This is a genomic window from Terriglobales bacterium (assembly GCA_035543055.1).
Classification (GTDB): Bacteria; Acidobacteriota; Terriglobia; order Terriglobales; family Acidobacteriaceae; genus JAIQFD01.
Map to the genome: position 1 here is coordinate 1 of DATKKJ010000107.1, position 12,428 is coordinate 12,428.

The following is a 12,428-nucleotide window of genomic DNA, read 5'->3' on the forward strand; positions in this document are numbered from 1 at the left end:
GGGCATCGAGGAAGTGGTACAGCGGGCGGAGGAGATCATCGAAAAGAGATTGCCAAGATCGCCGGGAACGCCGTGATCGAAGAACTCACCACAAAGGGCACGAAGGTCAGTACAAAGGGCACGAAGGGAATCGCCGGGGTCGTGGGAGCGGTGGGAGGGGTCAATCCAGCGGGAGACGCATCTTCTTCAAGAAGGCGGCGTAGCGGGGGTCGTGCTCCAGACTCTTCAGCAGGGGGTCGCCTTTCATCCAGGTAAGCCCTCCGTCGCGCTGGGCGTAGGCGCGCTCCAACCATCGGAAAGCTAGATCGTCTTCCCCGCGGAAGGCATACACCTCGGCGACTTGGAAGGCCATGACTGCCTGATACTTGGCGATCAATTCCGCAAGCGCCGTGTCCGATTCCTGCTTACGGCCAAGGGCGCGGTAGGTGAGCGCCAGCCCAAACAAGCGCCAGTTCAGGTCCGGCTCGCGCTCCATTTCGGCCAGAGCTTCCTGTGGCCGGGACTGCTCCAGTTCGAGTACGGCAAGCAGGGTGTGCGCATACTGGCGTGCGGGGTCGATTTCCAATCCCTTGCTGACGGCGGCGATCGCCTCGGGTAGCCGACCGCTCCAATAGTGAACACGGGCAAGTTCGATGTAGATCTGCGTGTTGAGGGGGTCCAATTCCGCCGCGCGGAGGCACAAGGCGAGAGCTTCCTGGCGCCGGCCGAGGTGTAGGGCGAGTAGTGCTGCGCCATAGAGGACTTCGAAGTTCCCCGGCCCCAGAGCCAGCGCTTGTTTATATGCAGCATCGGCTCCCGCCCAATCCCATTGAAAGGTGGTCTTTATCGAGCCCAGGGCAGCGTGCGCCTCGGCGAGGTTCGCATCGAGCGCCAGCGCCCGCTCCGCCCCAGCCAGCGCCTTTGGATAGCCTTCTTCCACAAGAACGTAGCCAAAATCTGCCCGACGGCTGTGAGCTTCCGCCAGACCAACCCACGCCTTGGCGTAGCTGGGGTCGAGGTTAATCGCCTGCTCGTAGTAACGGACAGCCCTTTCCAGGCTCTCCTTGCTGCTGCGCTGGTAGAAGTACCGAGCTTGCAGATAGGCGTTGTACGGTTCCTGGCTGGTCCCGCGCGCGGAGGGCGATGTCCCGCCCAGCAGAGCTACTTTCAACGCTCCCGCTACCGACTGCGCAATCTCCTCCTGCACCGCGAAAATGTCGTTCAGTTCCCGATCGTAGGTCTGTGACCAAAGGTGGAAGCCGTCGGAGGCGTTGATGAGCTGCGCAGTGATGCGAACGCGATTGCCTTGCTTGCGGACACTGCCCTCGAGGACGGTTGCCGCGTTCAACTCGCGCCCGATATCCAGCAGCTTGACGTTCTTCCCCTTGAACTGAAATGACGAGGTGCGAGCCACCACCCGCAGACCCGGGGTCCTGGCCAGACTATTCAGCAGTTCTTCGGCCAGGCCGTCGGCAAAATATTCCTCGTCTTTGCCCGGACTCATGTCCACAAAGGGAAGCACCGCGATGGAAGGAGCGGAGGGCGCGGGCGCCGGAGCGGGGCCGCGGTTTGCCGTCCGCCGGTAAAGAACCGCCCCGGCCAGGACAAGCAATGCCAACAGCGCCGCAGCCATCACGAAAGCGCGAGTGGGCGTACGGCGGAGCCTGGGCAGGGGCAGGGTCGCGGACGAACCTGAAGTCAGCCGGTGGAGGTCCACCGCGATGTCACGAGCAGAGGCATAGCGCAGGGAGGGATCTTTTTCCAGGGACTTGAGGATGATCTGTTCCAGTCCGGCCGAGAGCGCGGGGCTCAGCCGCGAAGCCGCGGGCGCGGGGTGATGCAGGATGGCGTCAATCAGGGCGGGTCCGGTGCCGGCAAAGGGGCGGCGGCCGGTAGCCATCTCGTAGAGCACGCAGCCGGCGGCCCAGATGTCGGCGCGGGCGTCCACCGGCTCGCCCAGCAGTTGCTCGGGGGCCATGTACGGGAGGGTGCCGGCGAAGGTGGCAGTGTGCGTCTGGCTGGCGGTCAGCGCGGTCGGAGTGGCGGGTTGCGCGACATGCGCCAAGCCGAAGTCCAGGATCTTCAGGCGCGCGTCGGGGGTCACGCGGACGTTGGCCGGCTTGAGGTCGCGGTGGACGACGCCATGGTCGTGGGCCGCCGCCAGCCCGGCACATAATTGCGAGCCCAATTGGATGATCTCGCGCTCGGGCAGGGGGCCGGAGACCAGCATCTCGCTCAACGAAAGGCCGGGGATCAACTCCTCGACCAGGAAGTCGGTGCCGTCCTGGGTGTCGAAATCGTGCACCACGGCGATGTTGGGGTGGTTGAGTTTGGAGAGGGCGAGGGCTTCCTTGCGAAAGCGGCGGCGGGCGGCCTCGTCGGCCAGTTCTCCCGCGGGCAGGAGCTTAAGGGCCACGTCGCAGTCCAGGTGCTCGTCGTGGGCGCGATAGACCACACCCATCCCGCCTTGGCCGATCTGCTCGAGGATGCGGTAATGGGAAAGCGTGGCCTGCATGGAATCTCCCTCCGCGCGCGCGAGTGATCCCCAGGTGCGGCCTTGAACTAACTGCATACTCTGGACGGGGGAAAGTAGCTGTGATTGCGGTCACGGGGAGGAGTGACAGGCGATCGCCGACATCGCGTGATCGTCGGAAGTGAATCAAGGCACAGCTAAAATCCGGCGACTGACTGCTTCAGGCGGCGACGGTCGAGTTGCGGAGCTCGGCCAGCGCCTGTTCCTGGCTGGGGTACACGGGAATGACCGATGTCAGCTTGGTCAGCCGCAGCAGGTGCTCGGCCCGGTTGGAAGGGTCGCAGATCACAAGAGCGCCACTCAGCCGCCGGGCAGCCAGCACCAGCCCCACGATCGATCCCAGGCCGCCGCTGTCGATGTACTCGACGGCGTGAAGGTTGAGAATGACGCGGGGAGCCTGGGGAAGCAGGTCGCGGACGGTGCGGCAGAAGTCGGTGGTCTCCTGCCCGAAGACGATGCGGCCCTGGCAGGTGACGACCGTGACATTGTCGACTCGGCTGATCTCCAGTGCGAGGCTCATGACGAATCCTCCTCTAGAGCACTCCCTGGCCACAGAGTTCGTTGGCGGCATTGTAGCGCGATTAGGAAGTCAGAGATGTGAATTTCCGGGGGGAAAGAAACCATCCTGTGCGGCTTAAAGAACAACGCGGCACAAGGGCGAGGCCCTCAACCAGGTCATTCCCGATTCGGAAAGCACCCTGACGCCGCTTCCTGCTTTGGTCCCCAGTTCTTCAGCATCGGCGCTAACCCACTGAAAACAATAAGCCGCCAGCGGTCAGGGTCGTGCAAACAGGACTCGCAGGACGAGTTCTGCCCGTGTTACTGGAAGACATCGCGGCGCTGGTGTTGTGGCTGACGGTGGCGGTGGCGGCCATCAACCTGGTGTTCCTGGGTTCGGTGGTGTATCGGCGGCTGGCCCGCGGCCGCTATTTCCGCCGCAAGGACGAGGCGCGCCGCCGCTGGCGGACCGTGGTGGACCAGTTCCTGCGCTGGGGGCTGAGCCAAGGCCAAGCCGTAGCCGTACTGGCGGAAGCCAAGTCGGAGGCAGCCCAGGATGCGGTGCGGGAGATGCTGCTGGCGCGCATGGCGTCCGACACCTGCGACCGGATCACAGCGCTGCTGTTCGGACTGGGAGCGGTGGACGGCTGGGCGCGGGCGGCGTTCGGGAAGCGGGCGGGAGGCGTGATGATCAGCGCGCTGGCGGTGGGGCGCATCCCCTTCCCGGAGCGCCCGCGGAACCGGCTGCGGGACTGGCTGGAACGGACGCGGCTGCTGGCGGTGCCGCGTACGTTGGCGGTGGACGCGCTGGGACGACTGGCGCCGGACTTCGCCGAGGTCTTCGCCCTGGCGGCCCTGGAGGACCCGGCCGGAGAGGTGCGGCGCGTGGCGCTGTCGTCGCTGGGGCGAAATCGTCGGGTGGCGGGGATCGCGCCGCTGTTCTCCAGCCTGCTCGAGGCGCTGGCGCCGGGGCCGGCGGAAGAGCACGCCACCTCCGCGCGGACGGCGAAAGCTGCCCTGGTCTGCTACGGCCTGGAACACCTGCGGCGCTTCGTCCCTTACCTGCGCGATCCTGATCCCCAGGTCAGGTTCTACGTGGTGGACATCGTGCGCGAGATCTGCGCCCGCCAGGCCCGCCTGCGCAGGCTGGGGCGGAGCGATCTCCCCGGAAAGCTTTACCAGGAATTCCTCGATTCGCTGGTGGGGGACGAGTCGGCGGACGTACGGGCGAGGAGCGCGCCGGTGGTGGCTCATTTCCATGACCTCCGGGCGTCGATCGCACTGCTCCACCTGCTGCGCGACGAGAACGAGTTTGTGCGGCTGCACGCGGTGCGGGCGGCGGCCGACCCCGCCTATCCCGAGCTGCTGCCAGTGCTGGTGAAGCGCATGACTGACCGGCGCTGGCGGGTGCGCGAGGCGGCGGCGCGCGCCCTGGCCCGGCTGGGCGACCGAGCCCAGCAGATGCTCTTCCGTGAGTTCGCCGGCAGCGTGGACCGCTACGAGAGCGAGCAGATCACGGAGGAGCTGCAGCGCTGCGGGCTGGTGCACCGGGTCCTGGAGGACCTGGGCGCGGGCGGAGCGCGGGGGGAACTGGCGCTGGCGGTGTGCCGGCGCATGGTCGCAGTGGGCAAGACGGCCCTGCTCAAGGACCGACTCGCGCCGGGACGGGAGGCTACCGGGGCGGGGCTGCTGCTGCTGGAGGCCTTCGCCACGCGGCCCGGGGAAGAGACGGCCCGGATGTTCGAGCAGATCGCGCTCAGCGGCCGGCATCCGCTGGCGGCGCGGGCGGCGGAGTTGCTGGGCGAGATGCGGGGCAGGCCGCTGGCCGCGGGGGTGGCGTGATGCACGACCGGGTGCTGCTGGTGCTCGACTACGTGAACTCGGTGATCCTCGTCTATTTCGTGGTCACCAACGTGGTCTACACCTTGCTGATGCTGGTGTCGTTGTACGCGGTGACCATGCACTCCAAGTACGCGGCGCGGGTCAGCCACCAGGAGTTGCTGGATTCCCCGGTGACCCCGCCGGTGGCGCTGATCGTGCCGGCGCACAACGAGGAAGAAGGCATCGTGCAGACGGTGCTGTCGCTGCTGGAGCTGGAGTACTCGGAAAAGGAGCTGATCGTGGTGGACGACGGCTCAACCGACCGGACGGCGGAGCGTCTGATCGAGCGCTTCGCGCTCGAACCGGCGGACTTCATCTACCGCCCGCGGCTGCCGGGGCGGACGCCGCTGGGCTTCTACTACAACCCGGCGCACCCGGAACTGCTGCTGATCCGCAAAGAGAACGGCGGCAAGCCGGACGCGCTGAACGTGGGCATCAACATGGCCCGTAGCCCGTATTTCTGCACCGTGGACGCGGACTCGATCATCGAGCAGCAGGCGCTGCTGCGGCTGATGGCGCCGGTGCTGCGCTCGCGCGCGCCCACGGTGGTGAGCGGAGGGGTGGTGCGCATCGCCAACGGCTGCACCGTGCGGAACGGGAAGATCGTGGCCCTGGACTTGCCGCGCGGCTGGCTGGAGCGCTGCCAGGTGGTGGAGTACATCCGGACCTTCCTGTTCGGCCGGCCAGGGTGGAATTTCCTGAACGCGACCTTCATCGCCAGCGGGGCCTTCTGTCTGCTGCACCGGGAGTCGGTGATCGCCGCGGGAGGCTTCGGGACCGACACCGTGACCGAGGACATCGACGTCATCGCTTCGCTGCACCGGACCCTGCGGGCCAAGGGAGAGCCGTACCGCATGGTGTTCGCCACCGATCCCATCTGCTGGACGGAGGCGCCGAAGGACTTGCGCATGCTGGCGCGGCAGCGGCGGCGCTGGCAGTTGGGCCTGCTGCAGACCGTGGTGAAGCACCACGACATGATCTTCAATCGCCGCTATGGAGCGCTGGGGATGCTGAGCATGCCCTTCCACGCCTACATCGAGGCGGTGGGCTGCCTGGTGGAGGCGCTGGGGACGGTGCTCATCCCCTTCTCGTTCCTGGTGGGCGCCATGCCGTGGTCGCTGTTCCTCCTGCTGATGTTGCTGGCTGTGGGCTACGGCACGCTGCTCTCCACCGGATCGATACTCATGGAGGAGGCGACCATCGGGCGTTATCCGCGGGTGGGACACGTGGTCACGCTGATGGCCTACGCGTTGCTGGAGAACATTGGATACCGGCAGATGATGGCCTTCTGCCGCGCCCAAGGAGTGATTCAGTACCTGCTGGGGCGGCGGCGCTGGGAGACGGTGCGCAAGAGCGGCATGGCGGAGGCGGCGCATGCCTAAGTGGATGAAGAACCGGCTGGTGATCGGGCTGGTGGTGTTCTTCACCGCCATGGGGATCTGGGAATCGCGGAAGCCGCGGTTCCGGCCGATGTACCAGCAGGGCGCCGCGCTCTATCAGCAGCAGCGCTACCTGCAGGCACTGCAGCAGTTCGACCGTGCCTACGGCGTCGACCCCAACCAGGTCGCGGTGGTGGTGATGATGGGGTGGAGCAACCTGAAGCTGCGCCGCTACGAGGAAGCGCGGTTCTACTTTCAGCGGGCACAGCGGCTCGACCCGCGCAACCCGGAGGCGCAACTGGGAGCGGCGTTCGTCGCCTGGCACACCGGCCAGCGGCTGGACGGCAACAAGGCCCAGAGGTTGGCGGCGCGGTTCCCCGACGATCCGGAAGTGCGGGCCATGGCGGAGGCGGCAAAGAAGCAGGAGGCAGGAGGCAGGAGGTAGGAGGCAGGAGGGGGGCAGGAAGCAGGAAGCAGGAAGCAGCAGGCAGGTAGCAGGACCTGCAGCCAGCCTGCTGCAGCCTGCCTCCTGTTGCTAGCCAGCTTTGCGGATCTCGATGTCGGCGCGGTCGGTGTTGAGGCGGACGCTGGGGCCGCCGCCGCCGACTTGGCCGGTAGCGTGGGCTTCACGGCCGGCGGTCTCGATCTTGACGTCAAAGTCGGATTGCACCTCACCCCGCGAGGTGCGGGCATCGAGCTGGAAGCCGGCGCGGGCAGGCACCACCAGGGCGACGCGGCCCCGGTGGTTCTCCACCTGGATGTTGCCCAGCGGAACGCGCGAAGCGCGGATCTCGACGTCGGCGTTGCTGTTCTCGATGCGAACGTCGCCGGAGACGTCCTCAAGGTGGATTTCCTTGGCGCGGGTGAGGACGTGCAGCGGGCCGCTGGCGCCGCTGGCGTGCAGCTCGTCGCGCTGCATGTTGAATTCACCTGCCAGCTTGGCGAATTCCAGGTCCGTGCGCGACGACTTGAAGCTGACCCCCTTGCCGGCGCGGGACAGGGAGACGGTGCCGAAGAAGTCGCCGCTGAAACGGACGGAACCGGAGACATCGGAGACGGTCGTATCGTCGATGCGGCCCTCCACGCTGAGGTCGCCGGTGACCTTGCTGACGGTGACGCTGCCACGGCGCACGTTCAGGCTAGTGTTCCCTCTGACGTTGTCGAGGGAGACGTCGCCGTGCGTCGTCGAGGCCTTCACGTCGCCGGTACGCTCGCGGACGGTCACGTCCCCGCGCTTGAGCGCGAGGTCGAGAGCCGCCCTGCGCGGGATGAAGATCTCGAGGTTGTTCTTGACCGGCTTGTCGCCGGCGCCGCCGGTGTTGGCGTTCACGGTCAGAGTGTCGCCGGCGATGGTGATCTGCGGCTTGGTCTGGTTGTCCACCTGCTTGGCGTCGGATTCGTTGGCGGCGCCCACCGACTTGTTGTACGAGACCTTGATCTTGTCCTGGTCCCACGCCTGGACGTTCACGTCGCCCCGGTCAGAGACCACGTGCACGCTGCTGACGTTCTTGGGGAATGCCTGCTCCACTTCGCCGGTGTAGGTGTAGGTCTGGCCGAAGACGTTGCTGAAAACGTCTTCGTCGATGTCCATCTCGCTGCCCACCCTCCCCCAGTTCACCCTTTCACCTTCGGAGGCGGCCAGGCCGAAAAGGATGAGGAAGACCAGCAGCACCACCCCGCCGGCGCCGACGCCGCGGGGCGGATAACCTGCGCGCTGCGCCTGGTAGTACTCGAGCAACTTCACCAGTCCCCAGACGATGATGAGCACGGGCCAGTAGCGCGCAAACCAATGGAACATGGCCGCGGTGCTGAGGACATTGAAGTTGCGCAGCATGAAGACCAGGCCGATGAGGATGAGCACCAGCGGCCCGGCGAAGGAGCGCGGACGGCGCGGCGCCGGAGCCACTGGAGGGGCCGGAGATGGAGTGACCGTGCTAGACATGGGGCACCTGCGAAGAACCGGGATTCGGTGGCGGCTGGGGTGGTGAAGGCGCCTGCGGAGTCCCCGCCGGGTCGCGCGGCACATGGCCTTCGATGGAACCAGCGTGGCGCCACACCATGACCACGCCGATCACGATCAGCAAGACAGGCCACGTCGCGTGGAATCGGATGTGCGTGAACTCGTTGAGCAAGAACAATCCGCCGAGGGTGAGCAGCACGGCGCCCCAGGTCATCCGCCCGCGGGTGCAGCGCTCACAGGAACAATCGCAATTCCGTTGATAGTCGTTCATGGCGTCACCTCAGCGTCCTGTTGCCGCGCATGATGACGCGCAAGCCCAATGCGATCAGGATCAGCGGCCACAGCTTGCCGATCCAGTGGAAGTGGAAGAGGCCGATGTTCTGCAACAGGAACAGCACGCCCACGCCGATCAGGATGACCGCGCCGATGGGGAGGTTCTTGGCGGAGAGGTTCTCGCTTCCGAGGGCGCTGTTCAGTCCAAAAGGATCGGGGACGGGTTGTCCGGCCAGCAGGGCCTTGGCGCTCCGGTTGGCGTCGATGATCTGGTAGACGTAGAAGAACGCCAACGCCAGGCCAAAGAACGCCTCCGCGCCACCGCCCTGGTCGGCGCCGGCGACGAGAACGCCGAAGATGACCAGGTGGACCAGCCCTTTGGCGTACTGGCCCATGTACACGGAAGCCACGCCGAAGGGGAAGAAGACGGCCAGGATGGTGGCCAGCGCGGAGTTCGGCCCGGCGGCGGCCCCCACCGGAGGAACGGTCCCGGGCGTGCCCGGAGCAGCCGCCGGAAGGGTCCCCTGCACGCGGGCGGCGATGCAGTCTTCACAGTAGATGACGCCGCGAACGTCACGCTTGCAGTTCTCGCACAGCGCCTTGCCGCAGGTGCGGCAGTAGGCGGATGCGGGTTGGTCGGTATGGATGGCGCAGTTCATGCTCCCCTCCTGTGCTCACCCGCGCCGGCTTGGGGATCACCTGGACGCGAGTCCCGGGCTTCAAGTGCCGGGAAGAAACGATGGGAAACCTGGTCTTCCAACGCCGCCAGCAGCATGCCGGATTGATCGGAGCTGTAGTACTGATTGCGCTTCTCCGGCTGCCCGCTGGTGTTGTCGTCGCGGGTCTTGCCTTTGGGCTGAGGCGCGGGCGGCGGCGGCGGCTGGTCTTCGGGACGGGTGGCGTTGCGCAGGTCGCGCATCCGCGACTGCAGCTCATACACCAGCCGCATGTTCTCGTAATAGCGGACCACCTTGGCCTCGGTCTCGTAATAGCTGGCGCGGATGGCGCCGGGACGCAGGTCCAGACGGCCCAGATCGCGCAGCTTCACGCCCGCCAGGTTCATCACCAAAGACAGGGAGAAGAACGCCATGCCGAAACTCATGGCAAAACGCGGCTGCCGGACGGTGGTCCAGGTGGGTACCAGGACCGGACGGATCCAGTCGCGGAACCGCTGCAGCCAGCCGGCGCGTGCGGCACTTTCCTCCTTTCGCTCGACCCCGGTGGTGGCGGCGAGAATATTGTGGACCAGGTGGCGCGGAGGCTCGACCTCCTGCAGGGACTTCATCCACTGCAACCCGGCCCGGCTTTGCGCCAGCAGCGGGCCGCAATCGGGGCAACCGGCGGCATGGGCCTCGAACCGGCTCATGCGCTGGGCCTCGAGCGCGCCGTCCAGGGCGTCGGCCAGCAGGGCTTCGAACTCGATGCACTGCATTCCGTTATGGGGCTTGCCGTCCATCAGGTCACCTGCCTATAGGTACGTTGGAGGAGGCGCGCTAGTTCCGTCCTACCTCTGTTAATTCGGGACTTTACGGTGCCCTCCGGGACCCTCAGGATCTGGGCTATTTCCCTGTAATCGAGGTCCTGGAGGTCGCGCAGGATCACGGCTTCGCGCAGCTCCGGGGAGAGCCGCTGGAGGGTTTCGTGAACCAGGCGCTGGGTTTGCTGGGTCTGGACCCGGGCATCGGCGGCCGGGGTGGTATCGGGCAGCTTCTCGGCCAGCGGCTGCGCGTCCTGCTCGGCGCCCAGGGGGGCGTCGAGGGAGTCGGTGGCCCGGTCCTGCTTGCTGCGGCGAAAGTGGTCCACCAGCAAGTTGCGGGTGATGCTGGTGAGCCAGGTGGCAAAGGCCCCCTTGGATTGGTCCCAGGTGCCGAGGGTGCGATAGAGCTTGATGAAGACCTCCTGAGTGAGGTCTTCGGCGTCCTCGGCGGACCCGCTAAACCTGTAACAAATGTTATAGATACGGCGATTGTAGGAATGGACGATCTCCTCCCAGGCGGCGGCGTCGCCGGCCACACAGCGGCGAACCAGCAAGGATACGGCCTGGGTGTCTTCCAACCAGTGCTCCGTGGGAACTTCCGTTCAATCTGGAATACGGCATTACCGGCCGGAAGTTCGCTGGGCTGAGAACCGAAGATTGTAGCAGCGGGGTGAGGGAATGGCTGTGATGACGGTTCTGCCCCGCAAGCAGCCGCCGAGAAGTCGGCCGCGGCCGGTTATTCCGAAGTGAAGTAGTCCACGGTGACCGGGCTCTCGAACAGCGAGTAGTCGCGGGTGACGACCGTGATCCCGGTCTCGGTGACAAAGTAGCGTTCGCGGTCGGCTTCCTGGTCGTAGCCGATGACCGTGCCCTCGGGGATGTGGACGTCGCGGTCGATGATGGCGCGGCGGACACGGCAGTGCCGGCCGATGTTCACGTGGCTGAAAATGATGCTGGCGTCGATCTCGGCGTAGGAGTTCACGCGCACGTCGGGGGAGAGGATGGAGTTGCGCACCGCTCCGCCGGAGACGATGCATCCGGAGGAGACGATGGAATCGAATGCCGCGCCCATGCGCCCGGGATCGGAGAAAACGAACTTGGCCGGGGGATACTGCCGCTGGTGGGTGCGGAGGGGCCAGGCCTTGTCGTACAGGTTGAAGACCGGCGACACCGCCACCAGGTCCATGTTGGCTTCGTAGAAGGCCTCGAGGGTGCCGACGTCGCGCCAATAGAGCGCTTCCTTGCGGTTCTCGTCGATGAAGTTGAAGCTGTAAACCTTGTACTCCTCCATCATCTTGGGAAGGATGTCGTGGCCGAAATCGTGGGTGGAGTTCGGGTCCTCGGCGTCCTTGAGCAGCACCGGGATGAGCACATCGGTGTTGAACAGGTACACGCCCATGGAGGCCGAGACCATGCGCGGGTTGTAGGGCGAGCGGATGTCGGTTTGCCTGGGCTTCTCCTGGAAGCCGACAATGCGGCCCTCGCGGTCGATGTCCACGATGCCGAAGCGGTGGGTGTCGCCGGGATCGACCAGGATGGTGGCCAGGGTGACGTCGGCGCCCGATTGCAGGTGCTGCTCGAGCATCAGGCCGTAATTCATCTTGTAGATGTGGTCGCCGGAGAGGATGAGCACGTGCCTGGGCTGCTCGGAGCCGATGCTGTAGATGTTCTGGTACACGGCGTCGGCGGTGCCCAGATACCAGTTCTCGCTGACCCGCTTCATGGGCGGGAGGATCTCAATGAACTCGCCCAGTTCGCGGGCCACGGTGTTGCCCCAGCCTTCGCGGATATGGCGGTTGAGCGAGAGCGCCTTGTACTGGGTGAGGATGTGGACGCGGCGCAGGTCGGAGTTGATGCAGTTCGACAGGGTGATGTCGATGATGCGGTAGATGCCGCCGAAGGTCACCGCCGGCTTGGCGCGGTCCCGGGTCAGGGGATAGAGGCGCTCGCCCGCGCCCCCCGCCAGCAGGACTCCGAGAGTGTCTTTCATGCTGCTTCCACCCGTGAACTGGAAACTCGAAATCTTAACATGCAGAAGAAGTACTCAGTACTCGGTACTCAGTACTCAGTTAACGTCCCGGAGGAACGCGCGGTTGGTCCCCGTGGCCTTTAGCTGAGTACCGAGTACTGGGTACTGAGTACTTTCTCTTAGAATGGCAGCATGAGCCAGATCTCCAAGTTGGCCCGCTGGAGCCGGGGAGCGGCGGCGCTGGCGCGGGTGGGATCGCGCATGGCAGAGCAGAGCCGTCTGCTCGGGGCGCTGGGCGCGGGAGCGCGCAGCGCAGTGCAGAATCTGCGCAAGGCGGCACATGGCCTGTTCCTGGAGATCACCGGCGTGTTCTTCATCCTGTTCGTGGTGGTCGGGATCGGCGCCGCCTGGCGCGAGTACGCAGCCTGGTCGGCGGGAAAAATAGGGCCGGGAAAGCCGGCTCTGGCGGTATGCTTTAC

Annotated in this window: 12 protein-coding genes; 4 read left to right on the plus strand and 8 right to left on the minus strand. The window is 65.7% G+C overall.

All coding sequences use genetic code 11. The features are described 5' to 3' along the window. Positions 1–160: 160 nt before the first annotated feature. Together VMS96_07840 and VMS96_07845 are read right to left on the minus strand one after the other, a co-directional pair. Complete coding sequence (locus VMS96_07840; GenBank protein ID HVP43329.1) at positions 161–2,494, minus strand: protein kinase; 2,334 nt, start codon at positions 2,492–2,494, stop codon at positions 161–163. A 178-nt stretch (positions 2,495–2,672) separates the two neighbouring features. After that, the gene (locus VMS96_07845; protein ID HVP43330.1) at positions 2,673–3,032 is read right to left on the minus strand and encodes an STAS domain-containing protein; all 360 of its coding nucleotides are present in this window, start codon (positions 3,030–3,032) and stop codon (positions 2,673–2,675) included. Positions 3,033–3,328: 296 nt separating this feature from the next. On the opposite strand from VMS96_07845, the gene VMS96_07850 reads away from it, so the two are divergent. Genes VMS96_07850 through VMS96_07860 form a run of 3 tightly spaced genes read left to right on the plus strand, consistent with a single transcriptional unit; the run spans position 3,329 to position 6,715 of the window. After that, entirely contained in the window at positions 3,329–4,852 is a 1,524-nt protein-coding gene (locus tag VMS96_07850) for a HEAT repeat domain-containing protein (protein HVP43331.1), read from the plus strand. Continuing rightward, positions 4,852–6,273, plus strand: a complete 1,422-nt coding sequence (locus VMS96_07855) for a glycosyltransferase (protein ID HVP43332.1) — start codon at positions 4,852–4,854, stop codon at positions 6,271–6,273. Before VMS96_07850 ends, VMS96_07855 begins: the two co-directional genes overlap by 1 nt. After that, on the plus strand, positions 6,266–6,715 hold the full coding sequence (locus tag VMS96_07860) for a tetratricopeptide repeat protein (protein HVP43333.1): 450 nt from the start codon (positions 6,266–6,268) through the stop codon (positions 6,713–6,715). The genes VMS96_07855 and VMS96_07860 overlap by 8 nt, the downstream gene beginning before the upstream one ends. 90 nt (positions 6,716–6,805) lie before the next feature. On the opposite strand, the gene VMS96_07865 is transcribed toward VMS96_07860, so the two are convergent. The 6 genes from VMS96_07865 to glgC form a co-directional block, all read right to left on the minus strand. Further along, positions 6,806–8,212, minus strand: coding sequence for a DUF4097 family beta strand repeat-containing protein (locus VMS96_07865; protein ID HVP43334.1), 1,407 nt, complete (start codon positions 8,210–8,212; stop codon positions 6,806–6,808). Then, complete coding sequence (locus VMS96_07870) at positions 8,205–8,501, minus strand: DUF5668 domain-containing protein (GenBank protein HVP43335.1); 297 nt, start codon at positions 8,499–8,501, stop codon at positions 8,205–8,207. Before VMS96_07870 ends, VMS96_07865 begins: the two co-directional genes overlap by 8 nt. A gap of 4 nt (positions 8,502–8,505) precedes the next feature. Further along, positions 8,506–9,162, minus strand: a complete 657-nt coding sequence (locus VMS96_07875; GenBank protein ID HVP43336.1) for a DUF5668 domain-containing protein — start codon at positions 9,160–9,162, stop codon at positions 8,506–8,508. Next, positions 9,159–9,959: a zf-HC2 domain-containing protein gene (locus VMS96_07880; protein ID HVP43337.1), complete on the minus strand. Its 801-nt coding sequence runs from the start codon at positions 9,957–9,959 to the stop codon at positions 9,159–9,161. The genes VMS96_07875 and VMS96_07880 overlap by 4 nt, the downstream gene beginning before the upstream one ends. Continuing rightward, complete coding sequence (locus tag VMS96_07885) at positions 9,959–10,558, minus strand: sigma-70 family RNA polymerase sigma factor (GenBank protein ID HVP43338.1); 600 nt, start codon at positions 10,556–10,558, stop codon at positions 9,959–9,961. The genes VMS96_07880 and VMS96_07885 overlap by 1 nt, the downstream gene beginning before the upstream one ends. A 158-nt stretch (positions 10,559–10,716) precedes the next feature. Beyond that, positions 10,717–11,970 (minus strand): glucose-1-phosphate adenylyltransferase, encoded by a 1,254-nt coding sequence (gene glgC / locus VMS96_07890; GenBank protein ID HVP43339.1) that lies wholly within the window; start codon positions 11,968–11,970, stop codon positions 10,717–10,719. A 171-nt stretch (positions 11,971–12,141) separates the two neighbouring features. On the opposite strand from glgC, the gene VMS96_07895 reads away from it, so the two are divergent. Further along, positions 12,142–12,428, plus strand: a 287-nt coding sequence (locus tag VMS96_07895) for a hypothetical protein (GenBank protein HVP43340.1), incomplete at its 3' end; no start/stop codon positions are given.

What these genes read in the sequence shown, in the direction of transcription:
- VMS96_07855 (HVP43332.1), top strand. Translation starts at nt 4,852, where the DNA reads ATGCACGACCGGGTGCTGCTGGTGCTCGACTACGTGAACTCGGTGATC.
- glgC (HVP43339.1), bottom strand. Translation starts at nt 11,970, where the DNA reads ATGAAAGACACTCTCGGAGTCCTGCTGGCGGGGGGCGCGGGCGAGCGC.
- VMS96_07845 (HVP43330.1), bottom strand. Translation starts at nt 3,032, where the DNA reads ATGAGCCTCGCACTGGAGATCAGCCGAGTCGACAATGTCACGGTCGTC.
- VMS96_07870 (HVP43335.1), bottom strand. Translation starts at nt 8,501, where the DNA reads ATGAACGACTATCAACGGAATTGCGATTGTTCCTGTGAGCGCTGCACC.
- VMS96_07860 (HVP43333.1), top strand. Translation starts at nt 6,266, where the DNA reads ATGCCTAAGTGGATGAAGAACCGGCTGGTGATCGGGCTGGTGGTGTTC.
- VMS96_07865 (HVP43334.1), bottom strand. Translation starts at nt 8,212, where the DNA reads ATGTCTAGCACGGTCACTCCATCTCCGGCCCCTCCAGTGGCTCCGGCG.
- VMS96_07840 (HVP43329.1), bottom strand. Translation starts at nt 2,494, where the DNA reads ATGCAGGCCACGCTTTCCCATTACCGCATCCTCGAGCAGATCGGCCAA.
- VMS96_07880 (HVP43337.1), bottom strand. Translation starts at nt 9,959, where the DNA reads ATGGACGGCAAGCCCCATAACGGAATGCAGTGCATCGAGTTCGAAGCC.
- VMS96_07875 (HVP43336.1), bottom strand. Translation starts at nt 9,162, where the DNA reads ATGAACTGCGCCATCCATACCGACCAACCCGCATCCGCCTACTGCCGC.